This window comes from Streptomyces sp. BPTC-684, from assembly GCF_030028635.1.
Lineage (GTDB): Bacteria > Actinomycetota > Actinomycetes > Streptomycetales > Streptomycetaceae > Streptomyces > Streptomyces noboritoensis.
In genome coordinates this window covers 512,633-531,224 of the sequence record NZ_CP124863.1, presented here as the reverse complement: position 1 = coordinate 531,224, position 18,592 = coordinate 512,633, and the positions used below count along the sequence as shown (strand labels likewise).

The 18,592-nt window shown below is 74.8% G+C and carries 14 protein-coding genes; 2 read left to right on the top strand and 12 right to left on the bottom strand.

Annotated elements, in window-relative coordinates; all coding sequences use genetic code 11:
- Nucleotides 1–132: 132 nt before the first annotated feature.
- Nucleotides 133–1,779, bottom strand: coding sequence for an acyl-CoA dehydrogenase family protein (locus QIY60_RS02405; RefSeq protein WP_283140890.1), 1,647 nt, complete (start codon nt 1,777–1,779; stop codon nt 133–135).
- Nucleotides 1,780–1,796: 17 nt separating this feature from the next.
- Here QIY60_RS02405 and QIY60_RS02400 point away from each other — a divergent pair, with 17 nt between their 5' ends.
- Nucleotides 1,797–2,966 carry a YihY/virulence factor BrkB family protein gene (locus tag QIY60_RS02400; RefSeq protein WP_283140889.1) on the top strand — a complete coding sequence of 390 codons (1,170 nt, stop codon included), beginning with the start codon at nt 1,797–1,799 and terminating at the stop codon, nt 2,964–2,966.
- Here the strand turns inward: QIY60_RS02400 and QIY60_RS02395 are convergent.
- Genes QIY60_RS02395 through QIY60_RS02380 form a run of 4 tightly spaced genes read right to left on the bottom strand, consistent with a single transcriptional unit; the run spans nt 2,963 to nt 9,944 of the window.
- Complete coding sequence (locus QIY60_RS02395; RefSeq protein WP_283140888.1) at nt 2,963–6,805, bottom strand: SAV_2336 N-terminal domain-related protein; 3,843 nt, start codon at nt 6,803–6,805, stop codon at nt 2,963–2,965. The genes QIY60_RS02400 and QIY60_RS02395 overlap by 4 nt on opposite strands.
- Complete coding sequence (locus QIY60_RS02390; RefSeq protein WP_283140887.1) at nt 6,795–7,823, bottom strand: MoxR family ATPase; 1,029 nt, start codon at nt 7,821–7,823, stop codon at nt 6,795–6,797. The genes QIY60_RS02395 and QIY60_RS02390 overlap by 11 nt, the downstream gene beginning before the upstream one ends.
- 19 nt (nt 7,824–7,842) lie before the next feature.
- Nucleotides 7,843–9,579 carry a trypsin-like peptidase domain-containing protein gene (locus tag QIY60_RS02385; RefSeq protein WP_283140886.1) on the bottom strand — a complete coding sequence of 579 codons (1,737 nt, stop codon included), beginning with the start codon at nt 9,577–9,579 and terminating at the stop codon, nt 7,843–7,845.
- Nucleotides 9,579–9,944, bottom strand: a complete 366-nt coding sequence (locus tag QIY60_RS02380; protein ID WP_283140885.1) for a CU044_2847 family protein — start codon at nt 9,942–9,944, stop codon at nt 9,579–9,581. The genes QIY60_RS02385 and QIY60_RS02380 overlap by 1 nt, the downstream gene beginning before the upstream one ends.
- Before the next feature lie 82 nt (nt 9,945–10,026).
- Here QIY60_RS02380 and QIY60_RS02375 point away from each other — a divergent pair, with 82 nt between their 5' ends.
- Nucleotides 10,027–10,749, top strand: a complete 723-nt coding sequence (locus tag QIY60_RS02375) for a helix-turn-helix domain-containing protein (RefSeq protein ID WP_283140884.1) — start codon at nt 10,027–10,029, stop codon at nt 10,747–10,749.
- On the opposite strand, the gene QIY60_RS02370 is transcribed toward QIY60_RS02375, so the two are convergent.
- The 7 genes from QIY60_RS02370 to QIY60_RS02340 form a co-directional block, all read right to left on the bottom strand.
- Nucleotides 10,689–11,081: a VOC family protein gene (locus QIY60_RS02370; protein ID WP_283140883.1), complete on the bottom strand. Its 393-nt coding sequence runs from the start codon at nt 11,079–11,081 to the stop codon at nt 10,689–10,691. The two genes, QIY60_RS02375 and QIY60_RS02370, sit on opposite strands and share 61 nt — an antisense overlap.
- A 69-nt stretch (nt 11,082–11,150) precedes the next feature.
- On the bottom strand, nt 11,151–12,644 hold the full coding sequence (locus QIY60_RS02365) for an NADH-quinone oxidoreductase subunit C (RefSeq protein ID WP_283140882.1): 1,494 nt from the start codon (nt 12,642–12,644) through the stop codon (nt 11,151–11,153).
- Nucleotides 12,645–12,651: 7 nt separating this feature from the next.
- Nucleotides 12,652–14,022, bottom strand: a complete 1,371-nt coding sequence (locus QIY60_RS02360) for a proton-conducting transporter membrane subunit (RefSeq protein WP_283140881.1) — start codon at nt 14,020–14,022, stop codon at nt 12,652–12,654.
- 420 nt (nt 14,023–14,442) lie between these two features.
- Entirely contained in the window at nt 14,443–15,102 is a 660-nt protein-coding gene (locus tag QIY60_RS02355; RefSeq protein ID WP_283140880.1) for a hypothetical protein, read from the bottom strand.
- 6 nt (nt 15,103–15,108) lie between these two features.
- A complete protein-coding gene (locus tag QIY60_RS02350) occupies nt 15,109–16,074 on the bottom strand; it encodes an NADH-quinone oxidoreductase subunit H (protein ID WP_283140879.1) in 966 nt (321 codons plus the stop codon).
- Nucleotides 16,071–17,990: a proton-conducting transporter membrane subunit gene (locus tag QIY60_RS02345; RefSeq protein WP_283140878.1), complete on the bottom strand. Its 1,920-nt coding sequence runs from the start codon at nt 17,988–17,990 to the stop codon at nt 16,071–16,073. Before QIY60_RS02345 ends, QIY60_RS02350 begins: the two co-directional genes overlap by 4 nt.
- Nucleotides 17,987–18,460, bottom strand: a complete 474-nt coding sequence (locus tag QIY60_RS02340; RefSeq protein WP_283140877.1) for an oxidoreductase — start codon at nt 18,458–18,460, stop codon at nt 17,987–17,989. The genes QIY60_RS02345 and QIY60_RS02340 overlap by 4 nt, the downstream gene beginning before the upstream one ends.
- Nucleotides 18,461–18,592: the final 132 nt, after the last annotated feature.

Genomic DNA, 18,592 nt, shown 5'->3' with positions numbered 1-18,592 from the left:
GGTGGTGCCGTGTCGGCGCAGCACCACCCCCGACGCACGTTCCGGTCAGGGCGCCCGGGCCGCTGAGGGCCCGGGCGCCCGCCCTTCCCAAGCCGCCGGTCAGGCCTGTCCCGAGTCGGGCACAGCCGCCGGTCAGACCTCCGCGCGCGCCCGCTCCACGACCGCGCCCAGGTCAAGCGTGTGCGGCAGCGTCCCGAAGGCCGTGCCCCAGTCGCCGCCGAGCCGGGACGCGCAGAACGCGTCCGCCACCTCCGACGGCGCCCAGCGCACCAGCAGCGACCCCTGGAGCACCAGCGCCATCCGCTCCACGAGGCGGCGCGCCCGGGCCTCGATGCCGTCCAGGTCCGCCAGCTCCGTCAGCAGGTTCTTGATCGCCCCGTCAAGGCGGTGGTCCGCGCCGCGCGCGCGGCCGACCTCCTGCAGGAAAGCGTCCAGGGCGTGCGGCTCGCGCTGGAGCGCCCGCAGTACGTCCAGCGCCTGGACGTTGCCCGAGCCCTCCCAGATCGAGTTGAGCGGCGACTCGCGCAACAGCCGGGGCAGCCCGGACTCCTCCACGTACCCGTTGCCGCCCAGACATTCGAGGGCCTCGGCGACGACCGGCGTACAGCGTTTGGTCACCCAGTACTTGGCGGCCGGCACCGCGAGCCGCAGCAGCGCCCGCTCCTCCTCCGCGTCTGTGCTCTGGACGGCGTCCTGAGCCGCCGCGAGCCGCAGCGCCAGCGTGGTCGCCGCCTCCGACTCCAGGGCCAGATCCGCCAGCACGTTCTTCATCAGCGGCTTCTCGATCAGCACCCCGCCGAACGCGCTGCGGTACGCGGCGTGGTGGATCGCCTGCGCCACGCCCTGCCGCATCAGCGCCGCCGAGCCCACCACGCAGTCGAGCCGGGTCGCCGCCACCATCTCGATGATGGTGCGCACCCCGCGCCCCTCGTCGCCGACCCGGCGCGCCCACGTCTCGTCGAACTCGACCTCGCTGGAGGCGTTGGACTTGTTGCCCAGCTTGTCCTTGAGCCGCTGGATCCGGAACGTGTTGCGGGTCCCGTCGTCCAGGACCCGGGGCACCAGGAAGCAGGTCAGCCCGCCGGGCGCCTGCGCGAGCACCAGGAACCCGTCGCACATCGGCGCCGAGCAGAACCACTTGTGCCCGGTCAGCAGATACTCGCCGGCGTCCCCGAGCGGCTTCGCCTGGGTGGTGTTGGCCCGGACGTCGCTGCCGCCCTGCTTCTCCGTCATGCCCATCCCGAAGAGCACCCCGGCCTTGCCCGCGGCCGGCCGCAGCCCCTCCTCGTACACATGGGAGGTGAGCCGGGGCTCCCACTCGGCGGCCAGCGCCGGATCGGTCCGCAGCGCGGGCACGGCCGCGTGCGTCATCGACAGCGGGCACCCGTGGCCCGCCTCGGCCTGCGTCCACACCAGGAACCCGGCGGCGCGCCGCACATGGCCGCCCGGCCGCCCCCAGGCGTCGGTGAGCCCCGCCCCGACGGCGTGCCCGAGCAGCCGGTGCCAGCTCGGGTGGAAGTCGACCTCGTCGATCCGGTTGCCGTAGCGGTCGTGGGTGCGGAGCTTGGGCGGGTTCTCGTTCGCCAGGACGCCCCACTCCTGCGCCTGGGCGGAACCCGCGGTGCGCCCGAGGGCGCTGAGCTCGTCCCGCGCCCCGTCGACGAGATCGGGCGCCAGATGCCGCTCCACCCCCTCGGCGAGAGCGCGGTCGGACAAGAAGACGTCGTATCCCACCAGGGGCGGAGCCTGGTTGGTCACTGTGTGGGTGGTGGCTGCCATGCCGATACGGTAAGGAGGTGCAGCCAGCAAATGAAACACCCGAGCGGCCATCGGGCCGACTCCACCGGGCCCCGAGCAGACTCCACCGGGCCCGTGTCCTCTACCGCAACGTATCGAAGCGGAAGATGGCCTGGCTGCTCCTGAAGGACACCGTCAACTCGTGCATCGAGTACCGCATCCTCGGGCTCGCGGCCGAAGCGGCCTTCTTCACCCTGCTCTCGCTGCCTCCGCTGCTGCTCAGCCTGATCGCGCTGCTCGGCTACGTCGACGGCTGGACCAACACGGACACCGTCGCCAGCATCAACAAGAACATCCTCACCGCCGCCCAGTCGGTCCTCTCCGACCGGGGCGTCCACGATTTCGCCGAGCCGCTCCTGGCGGACGTCACCAAGGGGAAACGGCCGGAAATCGTCTCCCTCGGCTTCGCCTTCGCGCTCTGGTCGGGCTCCCGGGCCGTCAACGTCTTCATCGACACCATCACCGTGATGTACGGGCTCGACGGCCACCGGGGCATCGTGCGCACCCGGATGCTCTCGCTGCTGCTCTACATCGTGGCCCTGCTGATCGGCGCGGTGGTGCTGCCGCTCGCGGTGGTCGGCCCGGACCGGGTGGTCGAGCTGATCCCGTGGGGGACGGATCTGATCAGTGTTCTGTACTGGCCCGTGACGATCCTCCTTTCGGTGGCATTTCTGACCACCCTCTTCCACGTCTCGGTGCCGGTCCGCTCGCCGTGGATCGAGGATGTGCCGGGCGCCCTGGTCGCCCTGGCGATGTGGGTGCTCGGATCGTTCCTGCTGCGGATCTACCTCACCAACACGGTCGAGGGCCCCACGATCTACGGCTCACTGGCCGCGCCCGTCGCCGTGCTGCTGTGGATCGGCGTCTCGGCCTTCGCGGTCCTGGTGGGCGCGGCCGTCAACGCGGCGATCGACCGGGTGTGGCCGTCGGTCGCCACGGCCGCCGCCCGCGCCGCCAACGAGCGGGCCAAGACGGCCCAGGCCGCCGAGATCGTGGCCCGCGCGGCCCAGGCCCGGGCCGCCTACCAGGCCGACCCGGACGACTACGACCCCGCCGACCCCGGGATGCCGTCGGAGTACCCGGAGCGGTGGTCGCGCTTCCTCCCGCCGGACGACGTGAGGTCCCGGCTGCACGGGACGCGGGACCCTCATGGGCGCGACAAGCCCTAGCCGTCCGCCAGCGCCTCGGTGATCGCGGACAGTGAGGTGGTGACGAGCGTCGCCCCCGCCGCCCGCAGGTCCGCCGCCGAGGCCGCCCCGTCGGCGATCCCGACGTACGGGACGCCGAGCCGGGCGGCGGCCGCCGCGGCGCCGGGCATGCGGCCGACGACGAGCACGTCGGCGACGGTCCCGACGGCTTGGAGGATGGCGTCCTCGCCCATCTGGGTCCTGGCCCGGACGCCCACGGGCAGGTCCCCGAGGGCCCGCCGCACCGCGTCCTGCGCACCGCCGGTCACGACGACGACCCGCCGCCCGGAGCCGGTGAGGGCCCGGATCGCCTCGTGGGCGTGGGGGCGGGAGAGGGTGCCGTCGTGGTCGATGAGGACGGTGCGGGTGGGGGTGAGGAGGGTGCGGAGGGGGGTGAGGGAGGGATGGAGGGTGACGCGGGCGAGCAGGACCGTGCCCTCCAGTTCGAGGGCCATCGGTTTGTTCAGCCGCGCGTCCACCCTGACCTGCGCGAGGTCGAGCTGGGCGAGTCCGTGGTTGCGCACCAACGGGCCGAGCTCACGGCTGACCCAGTGGATGACGTCCTCGACGCGGCGGACCCCGGACCACGAGGCGTCGGCCTCGGCCGTGAAGGCCAGCCCGTCGACGGCGCTGGGGAGGGGGAAACGGAGGGTCGTGGCGGGACGCTCGTTGGCAGCCACGATCCGCCGGAACCAGACGACGGATCCGGCTTCCTCGAACCGCTCGTACCCCTCGGCCTCGCGTGCGCCGAGCGTCCGGTACAGCGGGTCCGGTAGGCAGACCTCGACCGCGAAGTACTGAAGCGCGTCGGTGTGGGGCGGGATGCCGAGCAAGGACCTCGCCCGGTCCAACCTGCTGTCGAGCTGCACCAGGACACGCAGCTTCACGGACGCGAGTACGTCCGGCGGTACGCCCCGCAGCAGAGCGCCGGGCAGCCCGTTGACGAGCTCCTTCAGGAGGGCGGGCCGGATGTCGGCAGGATCCACGACGAGGAGGCTGTGCCCGGGATGGCGCGAGATCCCGGGGGTGACACCGAAGAGGCTCCCGACGACGTCGACCACCTCGATCGGGACGCGGTGGCCGAGGTCCGATCGCACCTCGATGACCACGATCGGGCGATCCACCCTGCCCCGCAGCGCGTCCCGCCGTTCCGTCACCGTCCGCAGCAACTCCGCGAGCGCATCCCGGTGCCGCGCCGCCCATGCGCCCGGCATCCCCTCCAGCGGCTCGCCCACCCACAGGCCGAGCGCGCTCTCGTACCGCTGGAAGGCCAGGGCCGGGTCGCCCGAGGACTCGGCCGTCTCGGCCTGGAAGGCGAGCTGTTCGGCGGCGAGGAAATCGACGTGTGCGCCCTTGAGCGTCATCCGGTACGTCCCGTCGACGGCGCTCCTGACCGGGTGGCCCATGCGCATGAGGCGGCCCGCGACGGCGTGCACGGTGTCCAGCCACTCCGGCTCCCACAGCTCCGTGCCCGCGACCCGCTCCCCGCGTGCCAGCACCAGCGCGCACAGCATGCGCAGTTCCGGCCCGTCGGCGTCGGGGGCCGGGTTGCCGTCGACATAGGCCTCGGGCGAGCCGAGCAGACGGTAGACGCGGCGGGTTCCCACGGGGGTGGTGAGCAGTTCGGCTGCGGCCCGGTGGCGCTCCGCGGACGACGGCGCGAGCAGCCGCAGAATCGCGTCGCAGAGCTCCTGGGGCAGGTCCGGTCGCCGCACCGCGAGTGCGGCGGAGGTCGGCCGACGCGGGCCGCCGGCCAGGGCGTACAGGACCACACCGACCGCAAGGAGGTCGTCTGGCGGACTCACCGGACCGGGTCGGATCCCGGGAGCGCGCAGCAGAGCACCCCGGTCGCGGGACAGCAGTACGTTGTCCGGCGTCAGGTCGCCGTGGGCCAGTCCGGCTTCGTGGAGCGCGCCCATACCCGAGAGCAACTCCTGTGCTGTCCGTGCGAGAGCGTCAGCCGGGAGGCCGGACGGATGCTCAGCCAGCACCGACCGGACGGTGGGTTCGCGCACCAACTCGGACACCAGGCACAGTGCGCCCTCGGTCACGAACGGTTCGAGGTTCAGCACCAGCTGGGGGTGGCGGACGCGGGCGATGCGCCGGGCCTCGTGGAGCAAGGACATCAGCGTCGACGGCGCGTGGCGGAACAGCGTCACCAGTACGGAGCCTCCCGAAGACAGGTCCTCGGCCTCCCACTGCTCACCGGAGCCGCAGGACTCCCGGTGCTTCAACCGGTACCGCCCTGCCAGCACCCGCCCCGCACCATCATCCTCCGGCCCGCGCAGCATCCGTACGCTCTCCCGGCTCACCAGCGCGAACGGATCCCCCGGCACCGCCCCCACCGGCCCGCCCCGCGCGGCCACCAGTACGCGGAACTCGCCCGGGACCGCTCCCGCCATCGCCTCGATGCGGGCGTTCACCCGGCCCAGCAGACCGGTCGTGCGGACGTGGGCCGTGTGCGGCAGGGTGCCGAGCAGGACCTCGCGCACTCCGGGCCGGAAGTCGTACGCGCCCGGCGGCCCCGGCACCGCCGTGAGCATGCCGCTCAGGACCACCTCGGCCAGGTGCTGCGGCTGCGGGTGCGGCTCCACGGCCGCGTGTACGAGCCGCATCACCGGCAGGTGCGCACACCCCACCGCCAGATGCGCCGCGAGCCGGAACGCGGCCGGGGACGCCACCGACCGGAACCGCAGCACGAGTTCGTCGGCGGGCACGTCGAGGACCGGCGCCGCCGCCTCCCCGCGCGGCGGCCGCACCCCCAGCACCGCCGCCGCCCCCGGCACCTGCGCCCCGCCGCGCGCCCCCACCAGCTCCGCCCAGTTGCGCAGCCAGCGCGCCGACGGCTCCAGGACCGGCACCGGGATGCCGCCCGGCACGGTCGCGGCCGCGTCGCTCTCGTACGGGAGGAAGGTCAGCGACGTCCCGGCCGCGCCCGGGCCCGGCGCGCTCAGCAGCCCGGCGGCGGGCGCGAACGCCGTGTACTGCCACAGCCGTTCCGGCAGCGGCTGGACCACGGCGACCGGCAGGGTCCGGGCCCAGCCGCGCAGTGTGCGGTACCAGCGGCGCCCGGCCGGGCCGTCCCGCCACTGCGGGCCCATGCAGTCGCTGAGGACGAGCACGGCCGTTCGGCTGGTCGCGGCCGGACGGGCCGGGAGCCCGCCGTCGGCGGCCAGCGGCAGCACCTCCACCGTGCGGAACGCGCCCGTCTGGGCCAGCGCCCGGTGCAGATCGCGCAGCAGCGGCCGCCACATCGCCATGGTCGGACCCGCGTCGAAGACGATCCGCAGGTGCAGCCAGCGCTCCGGGCGTGGGCGCAGCACCGGGAACCACCACTCGGGGCGGGCACCGGCCAGCGCGCCCCGGTGGGCGGTCGCCGTCTCGTCGAACTCCCTCTCGTACGCCGACGGCACCCGCCGCTTCAGCGGGCGCACGGCCCGCTGGAGCGCCAGGGGATGCGCGAGCATCGCGGGTGCGGGCGCAAGCAGGGGCGCGTGCTCACCGCCGCGCTCCGGCGCGGGCGCGGGGGGCGGGGGCGTGCGCAGCGGTACGCGTTCGGAGGCGTCGGGCGGCTCGGCGGTGGTCGGCTCGGCGGGCTCCTGGGGTTCGTGGGCATCGCGCTCCCGTACGTCATCGGGGAGCGGAGGCAGCGGCAGCCGCGCGTCCGTGCCGCTGCGGATCTCCGGTTCCGGCCTCATGTGCTCCGCCAGCCACAGCGCTTCGGCGAGCTCCCGCCCCGTCGGCGCACGGCCGCCCGCCGCGGCGAGCACGCGCCGCAGCCGGTCCGCGAGATGCCGTTGCCCGGCGGGCTCAGAACTCATCGGGCCGCAGGCCCTCCGGCTCCAGCGCCTGGCTCAGATACGGCATCAGATGCTCGGCCAGTTGCTCGCGGGAGGCGCCCTGGAGGCCCGAAGCGCGGGTCAGATAGACCGCGTTGAGCAGTTGGTCGGTGGCCAGCTCGCCGCCGGACGCGCGGTGCAGGAACTTGTCGACCAGCTCAAGGGCGTCCTGGTCGAGGCCGCCCAGATGCGCCTCCACGATTGCCTTGAGCTGCCGCTGGTCCGGCTGCTTGAGCTCCAGCGTCACACAGCGGCGCAGGAACGCGGGCGGGAACTCGCGCTCGCCGTTGCTGGTGAGCACGACGAAGGGGAAGGCGTGGCAGCGGATACGGCCCCGGTGCACCGTGACCCGCTTGTCGTTGCCCGCGACCATGACGTCCGCCTTGGAATGGCGGTGTGCCGTGCGGACCAGCTCCGGAATCTCGAACTGGCCCTCCTCCAGGACGTTGAGCAGGTCGTTCGGCAGGTCCAGATCGCCCTTGTCGATCTCGTCGATCAGCAGGACCCGGGGGCGCTGGTGGGGGAGCAGGGCGGTGCCGAGGGGGCCGAGCCGCAGATGCTCGGCGATGTCGCTCGGGGCCCAGAAGCCTTTGGGCCGCTCCTCCCGCGCCGCGTACAACCGCGACAGCGGATCGTACTGGTACAGCCCGTCGTCCAGCGTGCTGCGGCTGGTCACGTTCCAGCGCAGCACGGGCCCCAGCATCAGCTCGCGCGCCACCGCGTACGGCAGGCTCGACTTGCCGCTGCCGGGCGGGCCCGTGACAAGCAGCGGGCGCCTCAAGTACAGCGCGGCGTTGACCAGTTCCACGCTCCGCTCGGTGACCACGTACGTCTGCGCGCGGTGCGTGCGGTCCGGTGACGAGGCCGCGTCGTCGGGGTCCTCGGGCGGCGGCGGCAGCACCGGCTTCCCGTTGAAGGCGCGCCAGGGCGGCGGCGGAGGCAGCTGGGTGATGCCGTCGTGCGGCTCACCGCCGCCGGTGTACACGGGCCACAAGGACATACGGGCTGCTCCAGATCCTTCAGCTCAGCGGGGACCGGTCGGGCGGGGCGACGGCCGGGAAGCGGCGCGGGTCCTCCCAGACGAGGGTGAGCCCGGCCGCCCAGTGCGGCCCGCTCCCGTCGTGCATGAACGCCTCCTTGCGCAACTTCAGTACGTGGTCGGGGAGTTCGCCGGGCGCGAGGTCGGCCAGCCGGCGGGCCAGCTCGTCCAGGAAGCCGCTGCCCCGGCACCCGCCGTCGCAGGCGGCCCCGGTGCAGCCGGTGTGCGGCCAGAGCACGATCGGCGAGGGCGCGTCGATCGCGGCCCCGTGCGGCTCGGTGGCCGCCCGCGCCGGGTCCGGCGGCCGGGCGAACCCCACCGGCCCGTACACGTCCTGGAGTTGTATGGAGAGCTTGTCCGGGCGCGGTGTCCTGCCGCACTCGATGCGGTGCACGGGGGAGCCGCGGCGGCCGTCGAGGGTCTCCCACATCTGGCGCAGGGTCCACTGGAGCCTCGGGTTCTTGCGGCGCAGCCGGTCCATGACGACCACCGGCGACACACAGCCGAGCGGCGGCTCGATGCCCTTGCGCCGCACCCACTGGTCGACCGGCTTGTGCAGCCAGTTGCGCGGCAGCGCGAACGCGACCAGCGCCCGGCCCCGGTCGTCGAGGTCCCCGAACGCGTCGTCGACCCGGTCCAGGACCCACTCGCGCAGCTGTCTCTCGCCGGTGACGGTGGTCGCGTCGACGAGCCTGCGGCTGCCGTCCCGGTACGCGTACACCTCGACAAGCAGCGCGTTCCTGCCCTCGCCGCTGCGGTTGATCTCCACCAGGACCGGCGACCAGCCCGGGTCGGGGGCCCGGCCGGGGCCGCCGCCCGGGTCGTCGAAGCGGGCCCGGTAGGAGCGGGCCCACTCGCGCAGCCCGCTCCCGAGCGCGGGGTCCGGCGCCGGACCCTCGTCGGCCGCCGCCGCGAGCCGTACCGCGAACTCGGCCAGCGGCAGCGCGCCCGCCCTCGGCACCGACTCCGCCAGCAGGTGCCACACCGCCTCCCACAGGTTCGCGAAGCCGCCGTCCGGGGGCGCCAGGCCCAGCGGCCCCACCGCCTGCCGGAACAGCCGGTCCGGGTCGGCCGCGCCCTCCGGCACGCGCGCCAGGAGCGCGGCCAGGGCGCGCTTCTCGGCGGCCTGGTGGCCGGGGGTCGGCACGTGCTCGGCGAGCGGCGGCCAGGACCGGGCGAGGACCTGTGCCGAGACCATCCGCACCGGGTCCATCGAGGAGACCATGCCGATCACCTCGCCGCCCTCGGCCAGGTGCACGCCCGCCCCGCTGAACCCGCCGCTCACCGGCGTCCCGTACCCCTTCCAGTCCTCCAGCTGGGTCCACTCGTTGCCGGTCAACTCGGCCGCGCTGACGCGCAGTTCGCTGATGACCCCCTCGTCGTAGTCCTGGGGGAATCCGTGGGCGAGGAGCTTGGGGGGCGGGTACGCGTACGGCGCGTCGGGGCGCGCGAAGCGGGCGGGCCGGACCGGTACGGCCCCGGCCAGTTCGAGCACGGCCCAGTCGCCGGGGTCCCGGGTGCCGCCCGCCCAGCCGCCGCGCGCCACCACGCGCGCCGCCACCGGCTCGCGCCCCGGCAGCCCGGGGAAGCGGACCTCGGCCCGCTCCTCCTGCCAGACCACATGGGCGCAGGTCAGCACATGGCGGTCGGTGAACAGGAAGCCGGCGCCGACCGCGCCGCCGCACTCGATGTACGCGTGCCAGGAGGGTGACGCCATCACTGAGCTGCCGTGGCTCCGAGGTCCGGGGCGGTGGTGGGTGCGCCGGTCCCCGGCGACCAGGACAGCTTCACCAGGAGGTGGCCCTCGACCGCCGTCTTGGCGATCACCGCGCCCGCCTCGGCGGTCAGCTTCACGCCGAACTCCAGCTCCACCGCGTCCGGCTTGAGCCGGCCGTCCCGGAAGACGTGCAGCGCGGACTCGGCGGCCGCCCGGATGCCTTCGAGGGCGCTGTCGAACGTACGGGCCGCCTCGGACACGGAGTTGTCGCCCCGGCGCACCAACTTGGCGCCGGAGGCGTGTCGTTCGACCTCCACCACGACCTGCGCGCCGTCGTCGGTCTGGAACTCCATCAGCGCACCCATCGCCGCCCCCTCGCAGCCGTGCCGGACCGGGCGACCATTGTGGCGGAGCGCCCCCGCCGCTGTCCGGGTTAGCCTCGAAGACATGTACCGAGAGCGTGCCTCGCGGCTGGCCGGCGCGGTGGTCTGGGCGCGCACGGTGGAGCCGGGCGCCGTCCGCCCCGTCCTGCCGGACGGCTGCATGGATCTGCTGTGGCGCGACGGGAAGCTGTTCGTCGCCGGTCCCGACACGCACGCGTACGTACCGGACGCGGCCGCCGGGGCCCGGTTCGCGGGCGTGCGGTTCGCGCCGGGCGCGGGCCCGGCGGCCCTCGGCGTACCGGCGCACGAGCTGCGTGACCGGCGCGTGGACCTCGACGCGCTCTGGCCCGGCGGCGAGGTGCGCCGCCTCGCCGAGTGGATCGCCGAGGCACCGGACCCGGCCACCGCCCTGGAGGCCGTGGCGCTGGCCAGGGCCGGGGAACCGGACCCGCTGATGCGGGCGGTGGCCGAGCGGCTCGCGGCGGGCGCCCCGGTCGCCGCGACGGCCCAGGCGGTCGGGCTCGGCGCGCGCCAGCTGCACCGCCGCTCCCTGGACGCCTTCGGCTACGGCCCCAAGACCCTCGCGCGCGTCCTGCGCCTCCAGCGGGCGCTCGGTCTCGTCCTTGCGGGCGTACCGTACGCGGAGGCGGCGCTCGCCGCCGGGTGCACCGACCAGGCGCACCTCGCCCGCGAGATGCGCGCCCTGGCCGGGACCACCCTCACCGCCTACGCCGAGGCGGCGAAGAGCGAGACGCCCACCCCGTCCGGGTCGTGGAGCGTCGCGTAACGCTGCCCCCAGAAGGCGTCGAAGGGCTTGAGGTGACCGGAGTAACCGGCCGCCACCAGCTCCTCGTACACCCGGTCCACCTCGTCGGGACCGTCGCAGACGAAGGCCAGGTCGGCGTGGCCGCCGCCCTGCGGGCGGGTCCAGTCCGGGTCGAAGGAGCGGATCACCTCCTCGGTGTCCCACAGGATCCGGGTGCCGCCCGGGAGCGTGTGCTCCACGTGCGGCTCTGCGTCGGCCCCGGCCGGGATGTCCAGGCCCAGGCGGCGGTAGAAGGCGAGCGAGGCGGCCATGTCGGAGACGACCAGGCCGATGGAGTCGAATCGTGCGTTCATGGCTTCAACGTAGGCGGGGCCGGGCCACGGGTCTTGTACGAAACGGACATGCGCGCGGGGCACCGGGCCTCAGAGGTCGTTGCCCGCGTACGACAGGTTGAAGCTCTTGTTGGCCAGCGGGAAGTCCGGGACGATCGTGTCCGCGAGCGCCACCGGCAGGGCGGGCCAGTTGAAGAACGACGGGTCGACCACCTTCACCCGCGAAAGCCGCCCGTCCGGGGCGAGTTCGGCGCGGGTGACGATCGTGCCGCGCCAGCCCTCGGCGATGCCGGTGCCCGAAGCGGCCCTCCCGCGCCCCGGCAGCGGCGCCACCGCCGCGCCCGGCCGCAGCTCCCCGGCCAGTGCGGCCGCCAGGGCGACCGAGCCCGCCGCCTCCTCCGCGCGCACCTGGAAACGGGCGAGCACATCACCCGTCGTACGGACCACGAGCTCCGGCGGCCGCACGCCGGGGGCGAACGGGTGCGAGACCCGCGCGTCGGCGGCGAGCCCGCTGGCCCGCGCCACATAGCCGAGGCACCCGAGGTCCCGGGCGTCCCGCACATCCAGCCGGGCCGTCCCGGTGAACCGGTCCCGGACGGTGGCGTGGCCCAGGGCGAGCGCCGCGATCTCCTGTACGTCCGCGCCCACCTCGGCCAGCTCGGCCGGGTCGGGCACGGTCCGCAGCCGGGCGCCGCCCGGGACGACCCCGCCGCGCAGCAGCCGGTGCCCGGTGGTCGCGTCGTTCAGCCGCAGCAGCCGCTCGCGGACGCGCAGGGCGTGCGCGTGGAGCACCGAGTGGCCGACGTCGTTGCAGAGCGCGCCGAGGTCGGTGACGTGGTTGTGCAGCCGCTCCAGTTCGAGCAGCAGGGCCCGGGCGTGCTGGGCGCGGGGCGCCACCTCGGCGCCGGTGGCCTCCTCGACGGCCAGGCAGTACGCGAGGGCGTGGCCCACGGCCGTGTCGCCGCTGACCCGCTCGGCGAGCGGCAGCCCACCGGTGGCCGTACGCCCCTCGAAGAGCTTCTCGATGCCCTTGTGGACGAACCACAGCCGGGCCTTGAGCCGGATGATCGTCTCGCCGACCACCGAGAACCGGAAGTGCCCCGGCTCGATGAGCCCCGCGTGCACCGGCCCGACCGGGATCTCGTACACCCCGTCGCCCTCGACGGCGAGGAAGGGGTACGGGCCCTCCTGCTCCGCGAACGGCGGCGCGGCGCCCGCGTCCGGCCGCATCGGGTACCAGCCGCGCGGCCAGTGGAAGTGGCGCACCAGGCGGTGGGGGAGCGGATGGCCGAGCGGGACCACCCCGTGCAGATCGCGCATCTCGCGTTCGAACCGGCCGGCCGGGAAGGACAGTCGGGCGAGCGTGGGAACGGCGGGCCGCGCGGGGGCCAGGCGTACGTGGAGCTCGGTGCGGGTGTCGGGCGGGCCCGTGACGAAGAGGTACACCACGCGGACCGCGTCCTCGTCGTGGTGCGCGCCGACGAGCGCGAGCCGGTGCCCGGACGCCAGCAACTCGGCGGCGCGGCCGGGGAGTTCACGCACGGAGACGTCGAAGTCCGTACGGGTGGGAGTGGGGCTGGTCATGGGGTGATCACTGCCCTCCGGCGATGTGCGCGGCCGCGGTGAGCAGCGGGGCCAGCGGTTGTACGGTCAGGCCGAGCGCGGCGCAGCAGAGCAGGCCGACGGCGAGGGGGGCTCCGGCGGCGGGGCCGATGCGGACGCCGCCGCTTTCTGTGAGGTTGCCAGGTGCGGGGCCGAGCAGCATGCGGGCCGTGCGTACGGCCAGTGCGGCGTACGCGGCGAGTGCGAGGCCGAGCGCGGCGGCGACCGGCAGGCCCATCCCGCTGGCGAACCCGGCCCGTACCAGGGCGAGTTCGGAGGCGAACAGGGCGAAGGGCGGCAGCCCGAGCAGCGCCACCACGGCCAGCGCCAGGGCCGTCCCCAGTCCCGGGGCCCAGGCGATCAGCCCGCGCACCCGGCCGATCCGGGACGTACGCCGCAGCTGGAGCAGGTGCCCCGAGGCGCAGAACGCGACCGTCTTGGCGAGGCCGTGGCCCGCGATGTGCAGCAGTACGGCGGCGGTGGCGAGCGGGCCGCCGACGGCCGCGCCGAGGGCGATGAGCCCCATGTGCTCCATGCTCGAATACGCCAGCATCCGTTTGTAGTCGCGCTGGGCGAGCAGCAGTCCGGCGGCGAGCGCGAGGGTGAGCAGGGCGGCGGTGGCGAGCAGGCCGCGCGCGAAGCCCGGGCCGAGGACGGCGTCGGCGATCACCTTGTAGCGCAGTACGGCGGTGAACGAGACGGCGAGCAAGACGCCCGACATCAGCGCCGAGACGGGCGCGGGGGCCTGGCTGTGGGCGTCCGGCAGCCAGGCGTGCAGCGGGACGAGCCCGGCCTTGGCGCCGTAGCCGAGCACCACCAGGGCGATGCCGAGGCGGGTGACGTCCGGGTCGAGCCGGTCGGCGTGCGCGACCAGCACGTGCCAGTCGAGCGCGCCCGCCTCGGGGATTCCGGCGCGGCGGGCCGCGTAGTACACGAGGACGGTGCCGAGGAAGGCGAGCGCGATGCCGGCCGAGCAGATCACGACGTACTTCCACGCCGCCTCGACGGAGGTGCGGGTGCGGCGGTGGCCGACGAGGAACGCGGTCACCACGGTGGTGGCCTCCACGGCGACCCACAGCACGCCGAGGTTCCCGGCGAGCACGGCGAGCGCCATGGCGGCGAGGAAGGCGTGCACGAGGAGGTGGTAGCGGTGTGCCGTACGGTCGGCGGCGCGCCCGGCCGCGCGCTCGCCGTCGAGGTACGCGGGCCCGGCGGCCACGGCGAGGGTGGCGACGGCGCCGACGACGAGCAGCATCCAGGTGGTGAGGGCGTCGGCGCGGAGGGCTCCGCCGTATGCGGTGGCGGGGGTGGTGCGGTGCACCAGGGCCGCGCCGGTGGCGAGGACGACGAACGGCGCCACGAGCCCCGCGTACCGGCAGATTCCCCCACCCCACCCCTTCCCTGAACCCTCCGGGGGTGGGGGTGGGTTGAGGTGGGGAGGGAGGGTTTCCCGGGGGCTTCGCCCCCGGCCCCCCAGCGGGGCCTGCGGCCCCTGCACCCCGCTTTCGCGGCTCCGCCCCGAACCCCGCACCTCACTGTTGCCATCCGTTGTGGGCAGGCGTTCCGCAAGGGCGGAACGGGTGGGCACAACGGACCCACGGTTCGCAGGCGAAACGGGGGTTCGGGGGCGTCTCGCCCCCGGGATCCTTACCCGTGCGTCCGCCCCCCGCGCCGCCACCGCATACACCCCCGCCACGCCCAGCGGCGCAGCCACCGGTGCCGTCAGCAGCAGGGTGGTGGGAAGCATCCGTACCTCCGTAACGCCCACGAACGGGCCAGTTCAGTCGTGCAGCTCATGCAAATCGTCGACATGCCCCACCGACCCGAACGCGTCCCGCATCCGCACCGCCAGCACCCGCAGCACCACCACCGCGAGCAGCAGGTCGAAGGACACGCCGAGTTCGACGATCAGCGGGACCCCGGACGCCGCCAGGAAGGCGATCGCCGTGATGCCGTTGTCGAGGAGCAGGAAGCCGATCACCTGCGCCGCCGCGTGGCGCCGCGTCGCCAGGACGAAGAAGCCGATCAGGACCACGGCCAGGCCCACCGGGAGCGCCCGCGTCACCGGCGTCGGATGGAGGGCGACGAGCGGACGGGCCACCGCGTACGCGAGCAGCGTGAGGGCCGCCGCCGTGAGCAGCGAACCCGCGCCGTTCACGACCGGCGGCGACGCGGACGCGTCCGGCCCCGTGGGCGCGCGCCGCAGCAGATACGGCAGCACCCCGGCCCGCAGCACCCCGATCCCCACCGCCACCGCGACCAGGTCCGCCCGCCCCTCGTGCAGCCCCAGCAGCGCCGCGACCGCCGCGAGGGCGACGCTCTGGAGCGCGAACACCCGTACCACCGCCGACAGTTCGCGACGCCACAGCATCACCACCGCCGCCAGCAGGAACGCCCCGCAGGCCAGGTCGAGGAGCTGGGTGAAGAGGCTGATGCCCATGGCGGGTCACGCTCCGCTCAGGAAGTACGACGTCATCACGGCAAGGAGCGACAGGAGGAAGGAGCCCGCCAGCAGTTCCGGCACCCGGAACAGGCGCAGCTTCGCCCAGAAGACCTCCGCCGCCGCCAGCGCCGACCCCAGCAGTGTCGTTTTGAGTACGAAGGTCGCCGCGCCGAGCGTCAGGGCGCCCGGCGACGGCGTCGTCGCGATGCCCCACGGCGCGAAGAGCGAGACCAGCAGGCCCAGCAGCACCGTCAGGCGCATCTGGGCGCCGAGCTCCACCAGGGCCAGGTCCGGGCCCGCGTATTCGAGCACCATCGCCTCGTGGACCATGGTCAGTTCGAGGTGCGTGGACGGGTTGTCGACCGGCAGGCGCCCCGTCTCGGCCAGGACGGCCACCGCGAGCGCCGCCGTCGCGAGCAGCCCGGCGGGCGAGGCGAGCCGGGCCGGGTCGCGTACCGCGCCCGTGACGATCGCCGCCAGGTTGGTGGAGCCGGTCGGCAGGGAGAGCGCGAAGACCGACAGCAGGATCGTCGGCTCCACCAGCGCCGCGATCGTCATCTCGCGCGACGCCCCCATGCCCCCGAACGCGGTCCCGGTGTCGAGCCCGGCAAGCGCCAGCGCCACCGTACCGAGGGCGAGCAGCGCCACCACCACGATCAGGTCCGAACTCCCGCTCACCGGCGTCCTGGTGGACGCCAGCGGCACCAGCGCCGCCACCACGGCCGTGGTGGCCACGAGCAGCACCGGCGCGGTCCGGAACGCCGGCCCGGTCCCGATCGGGGTGATCGCCTGTTTGCGGAGCTGTTTGCGCAGGTCCCGCCACGGCTGGCCGACCCCGGCCCCGGCCCGGCCCTCAAGTCGCGCCCGCACCTGCCGCATCACCCCGGTGAGCAGCGGCGCCCCGGCCACCACCAGGGCGACCTGGAGGGCCGTCGCGAGCAGCCCGGACGCGCCCGTCCCCTCGCTCACCAGCCCACCGCCAGCACCACCAGGAGCGAGACCAGGCCGAAGAAGCCGTAGCCGAGGTAGAGGTGGACCGAGCCGGACGCCAGGCGCCGCGACATCCGGCCCGCCCGCGCGAGCCCGGCCAGGACCGGCCGGTAGAGCCGGTGCTCGATCCGGTCCGGCACCCGGTGCCGGAACCGCACCCGCTCCACCAGATACGCCGACTCCCGTACGGGCGTGACGCTGACGTCCTGTTCGGGCGCGAGCACCTGGTCGAAGACGCGCTGCAGCGGCTCGGCGAAGGAGGTCGCGGTGTAGGCCATGCGCGGTGTCGGCGCGCCCCCGCCGCAGTCCCACAGCCGGGCCCGTGTCCGCCGTGGGCGGCGCGCCACCGTACGGACCAGGGCGGCCGTGCCCACGACGGCCGCCGTCAGCGCCGCCGCCACCCACAGCGGCGCGAGCGCCGCCGGGACCGCCGTCAGCCGCAGACCGGCGCCGCCCCCGACCGGCGGCGCCGTGCCCGCGACCCGCACCGCCCGGTCGAGCCCCGGACCCAGCACCCCGGGAAACAGGGCGAGTCCGGCGCAGGCGGCGGCGAGCAGCCCCATCCCGGCGAGCAGCGGCGGAGGGCTCTCGTCCGCCGCCGACGCCGCGCCGCTGCGCGGGCGCGCGAAGAAGCCGACGCCGAGCGCCTTCACGAACACCGCCGCCGAGAGCCCCGCCGACAGGGCGATCACCGCGACCGCGAGCGGCAGCACGACCGCCGTGGCCACGCCGGGCACCGCGAGGCCGTGGATCAGCGACTGGAGCAGCAGCCACTCCCCGGCGAAGCCGTTGCCGGGCGGCAGCGCCACCGCGCCGAGCGCCCCCAGCGCGAAGAACGCGGCGGTCACCGGCATCCGGGCGCGCAAGCCCCCCAGCGCGTCGAGGTCCCGGACGCCGGTGGCCCGTACGACGGAACCGGCCGCGCAGAACAGCAGGCCCTTGAAGGCGGAGTGGTTGACGAGGTGGAGCAGCGCCGCCGCCAGCGCGAGTCCGGCCAGACGGCGGTCGCCGTCGGCCGCGAAGAGGCCGCCCGCGCCGACCCCGATCAGGACCAGGCCCATGTTCTCGCTGGAGGAGTAGGCGAGGAGGCGCTTGAGATCGGCGGCCATCGCGGCCTGGAGCACCCCGTACACGGCGCTCACCCCGCCCGCCGCGAGCAGCCCCAGCCACCACCACGGCGAGCCGCCGCCCAGCAGGTCCATCCCGAACCGCACGATCCCGTACACCCCGAGGTTGACCATCGTGGCGCTCATCAGCGCCGAGACCGGGCCGGGCGCCTCGGCGTAGGCGCGCGGCAGCCAGGCGTGCAGCGGAACGATCCCGGCCTTGGAGGTGAAGGCGGCCGCGAGCAGCACGAACACGGTCCCGCGCGCGGTGGGCCCCATGGCGGGCGCCCCCGCCCGCAGCGCCGCGAACGACTCGCCGCCGCAGCGGGCCGCGTACAGACCGAGCCCGGCGAGCAGCAGCACGAAGCCGAGCTGGGTCATCACGGCGTACCAGACCCCGGCCTCCCGTACCGCCGGGCGCTCCCGGTGCTCGCCGAGCACGAGCACCAGCGAGCCGACCGCCATCAGCTCCCAGAGCAGCAGGAACGTGCTGACCGACGCGGCGGCGGGCACCAGGACGAGCACCGCGCAGAAGCACGGCAGCAGCACCGGGAAGCCGGATCCGGGCCGGTCCGCGAACCCCGCCCCGTACACCGCCACCGCGAGCACCACCGCACCCGCCACCGCCATGAACAGGCCGGACAGCGCGTCGACTTCGAGGCGCGCCCCGCCCAGCGGCAGCAGCCAGGGGTACGCGGCCGACCAGCGGGCGCCGCCGAGCGCGGCGCAGCCCGCCGTCAGGCCCGCCGCGCCCACCCCGGCCGTCGCGAGGGCCCCGGTGACCCTCACCGGCCCGTCACCGTGCGCAGCGCCTCGACGATCCGCTCGGGCCGGGGCGGGCAGCCGGACACGGCCAGGTCCACGTCGACGACATCGGCGACCGCGCCCTCGACCCCGTACCCCCCGGCGAACTCCCCGCAGTCCAGGGCGCAGTCGCCGACCGCGATCACCACGCGCGGCTCGGGCATCGCCGCGACCGTGCGGCGCAGCGGCTCCTTCATGTTGCGCGTGACCGGGCCGGTGACCAGGGCGACGTCGGCGTGCCGGGGCGAGGCGACCAGCCGGGCGCCGTACCGCTCGGCGTCGTACACCGGCCCGAAGGCCGCCGCGATCTCGATCTCGCAGCCGTTGCACGACCCGGCGTCCACACAGCGCACCTGCGCGGACCCCGCGAGCAGCGGGAAGTCCCCGGGGACCGGCCGGGGCGGGGCGTCCTCGGCGACCCGTCCGGTGTCGCGGATCTTGCGCAGCAGGCTCATGCCCGGCACAACCCGCCGCGCACCGCCGCCGGTTACGTCCGGAGCGCGAGCTTTGACAAGCTTTGAGCCCCTCCAGGGGAACGGTTGGGGCGCGCATTCCGTTTCCGCACCCCGTTGGCGCACTCTTCCTGC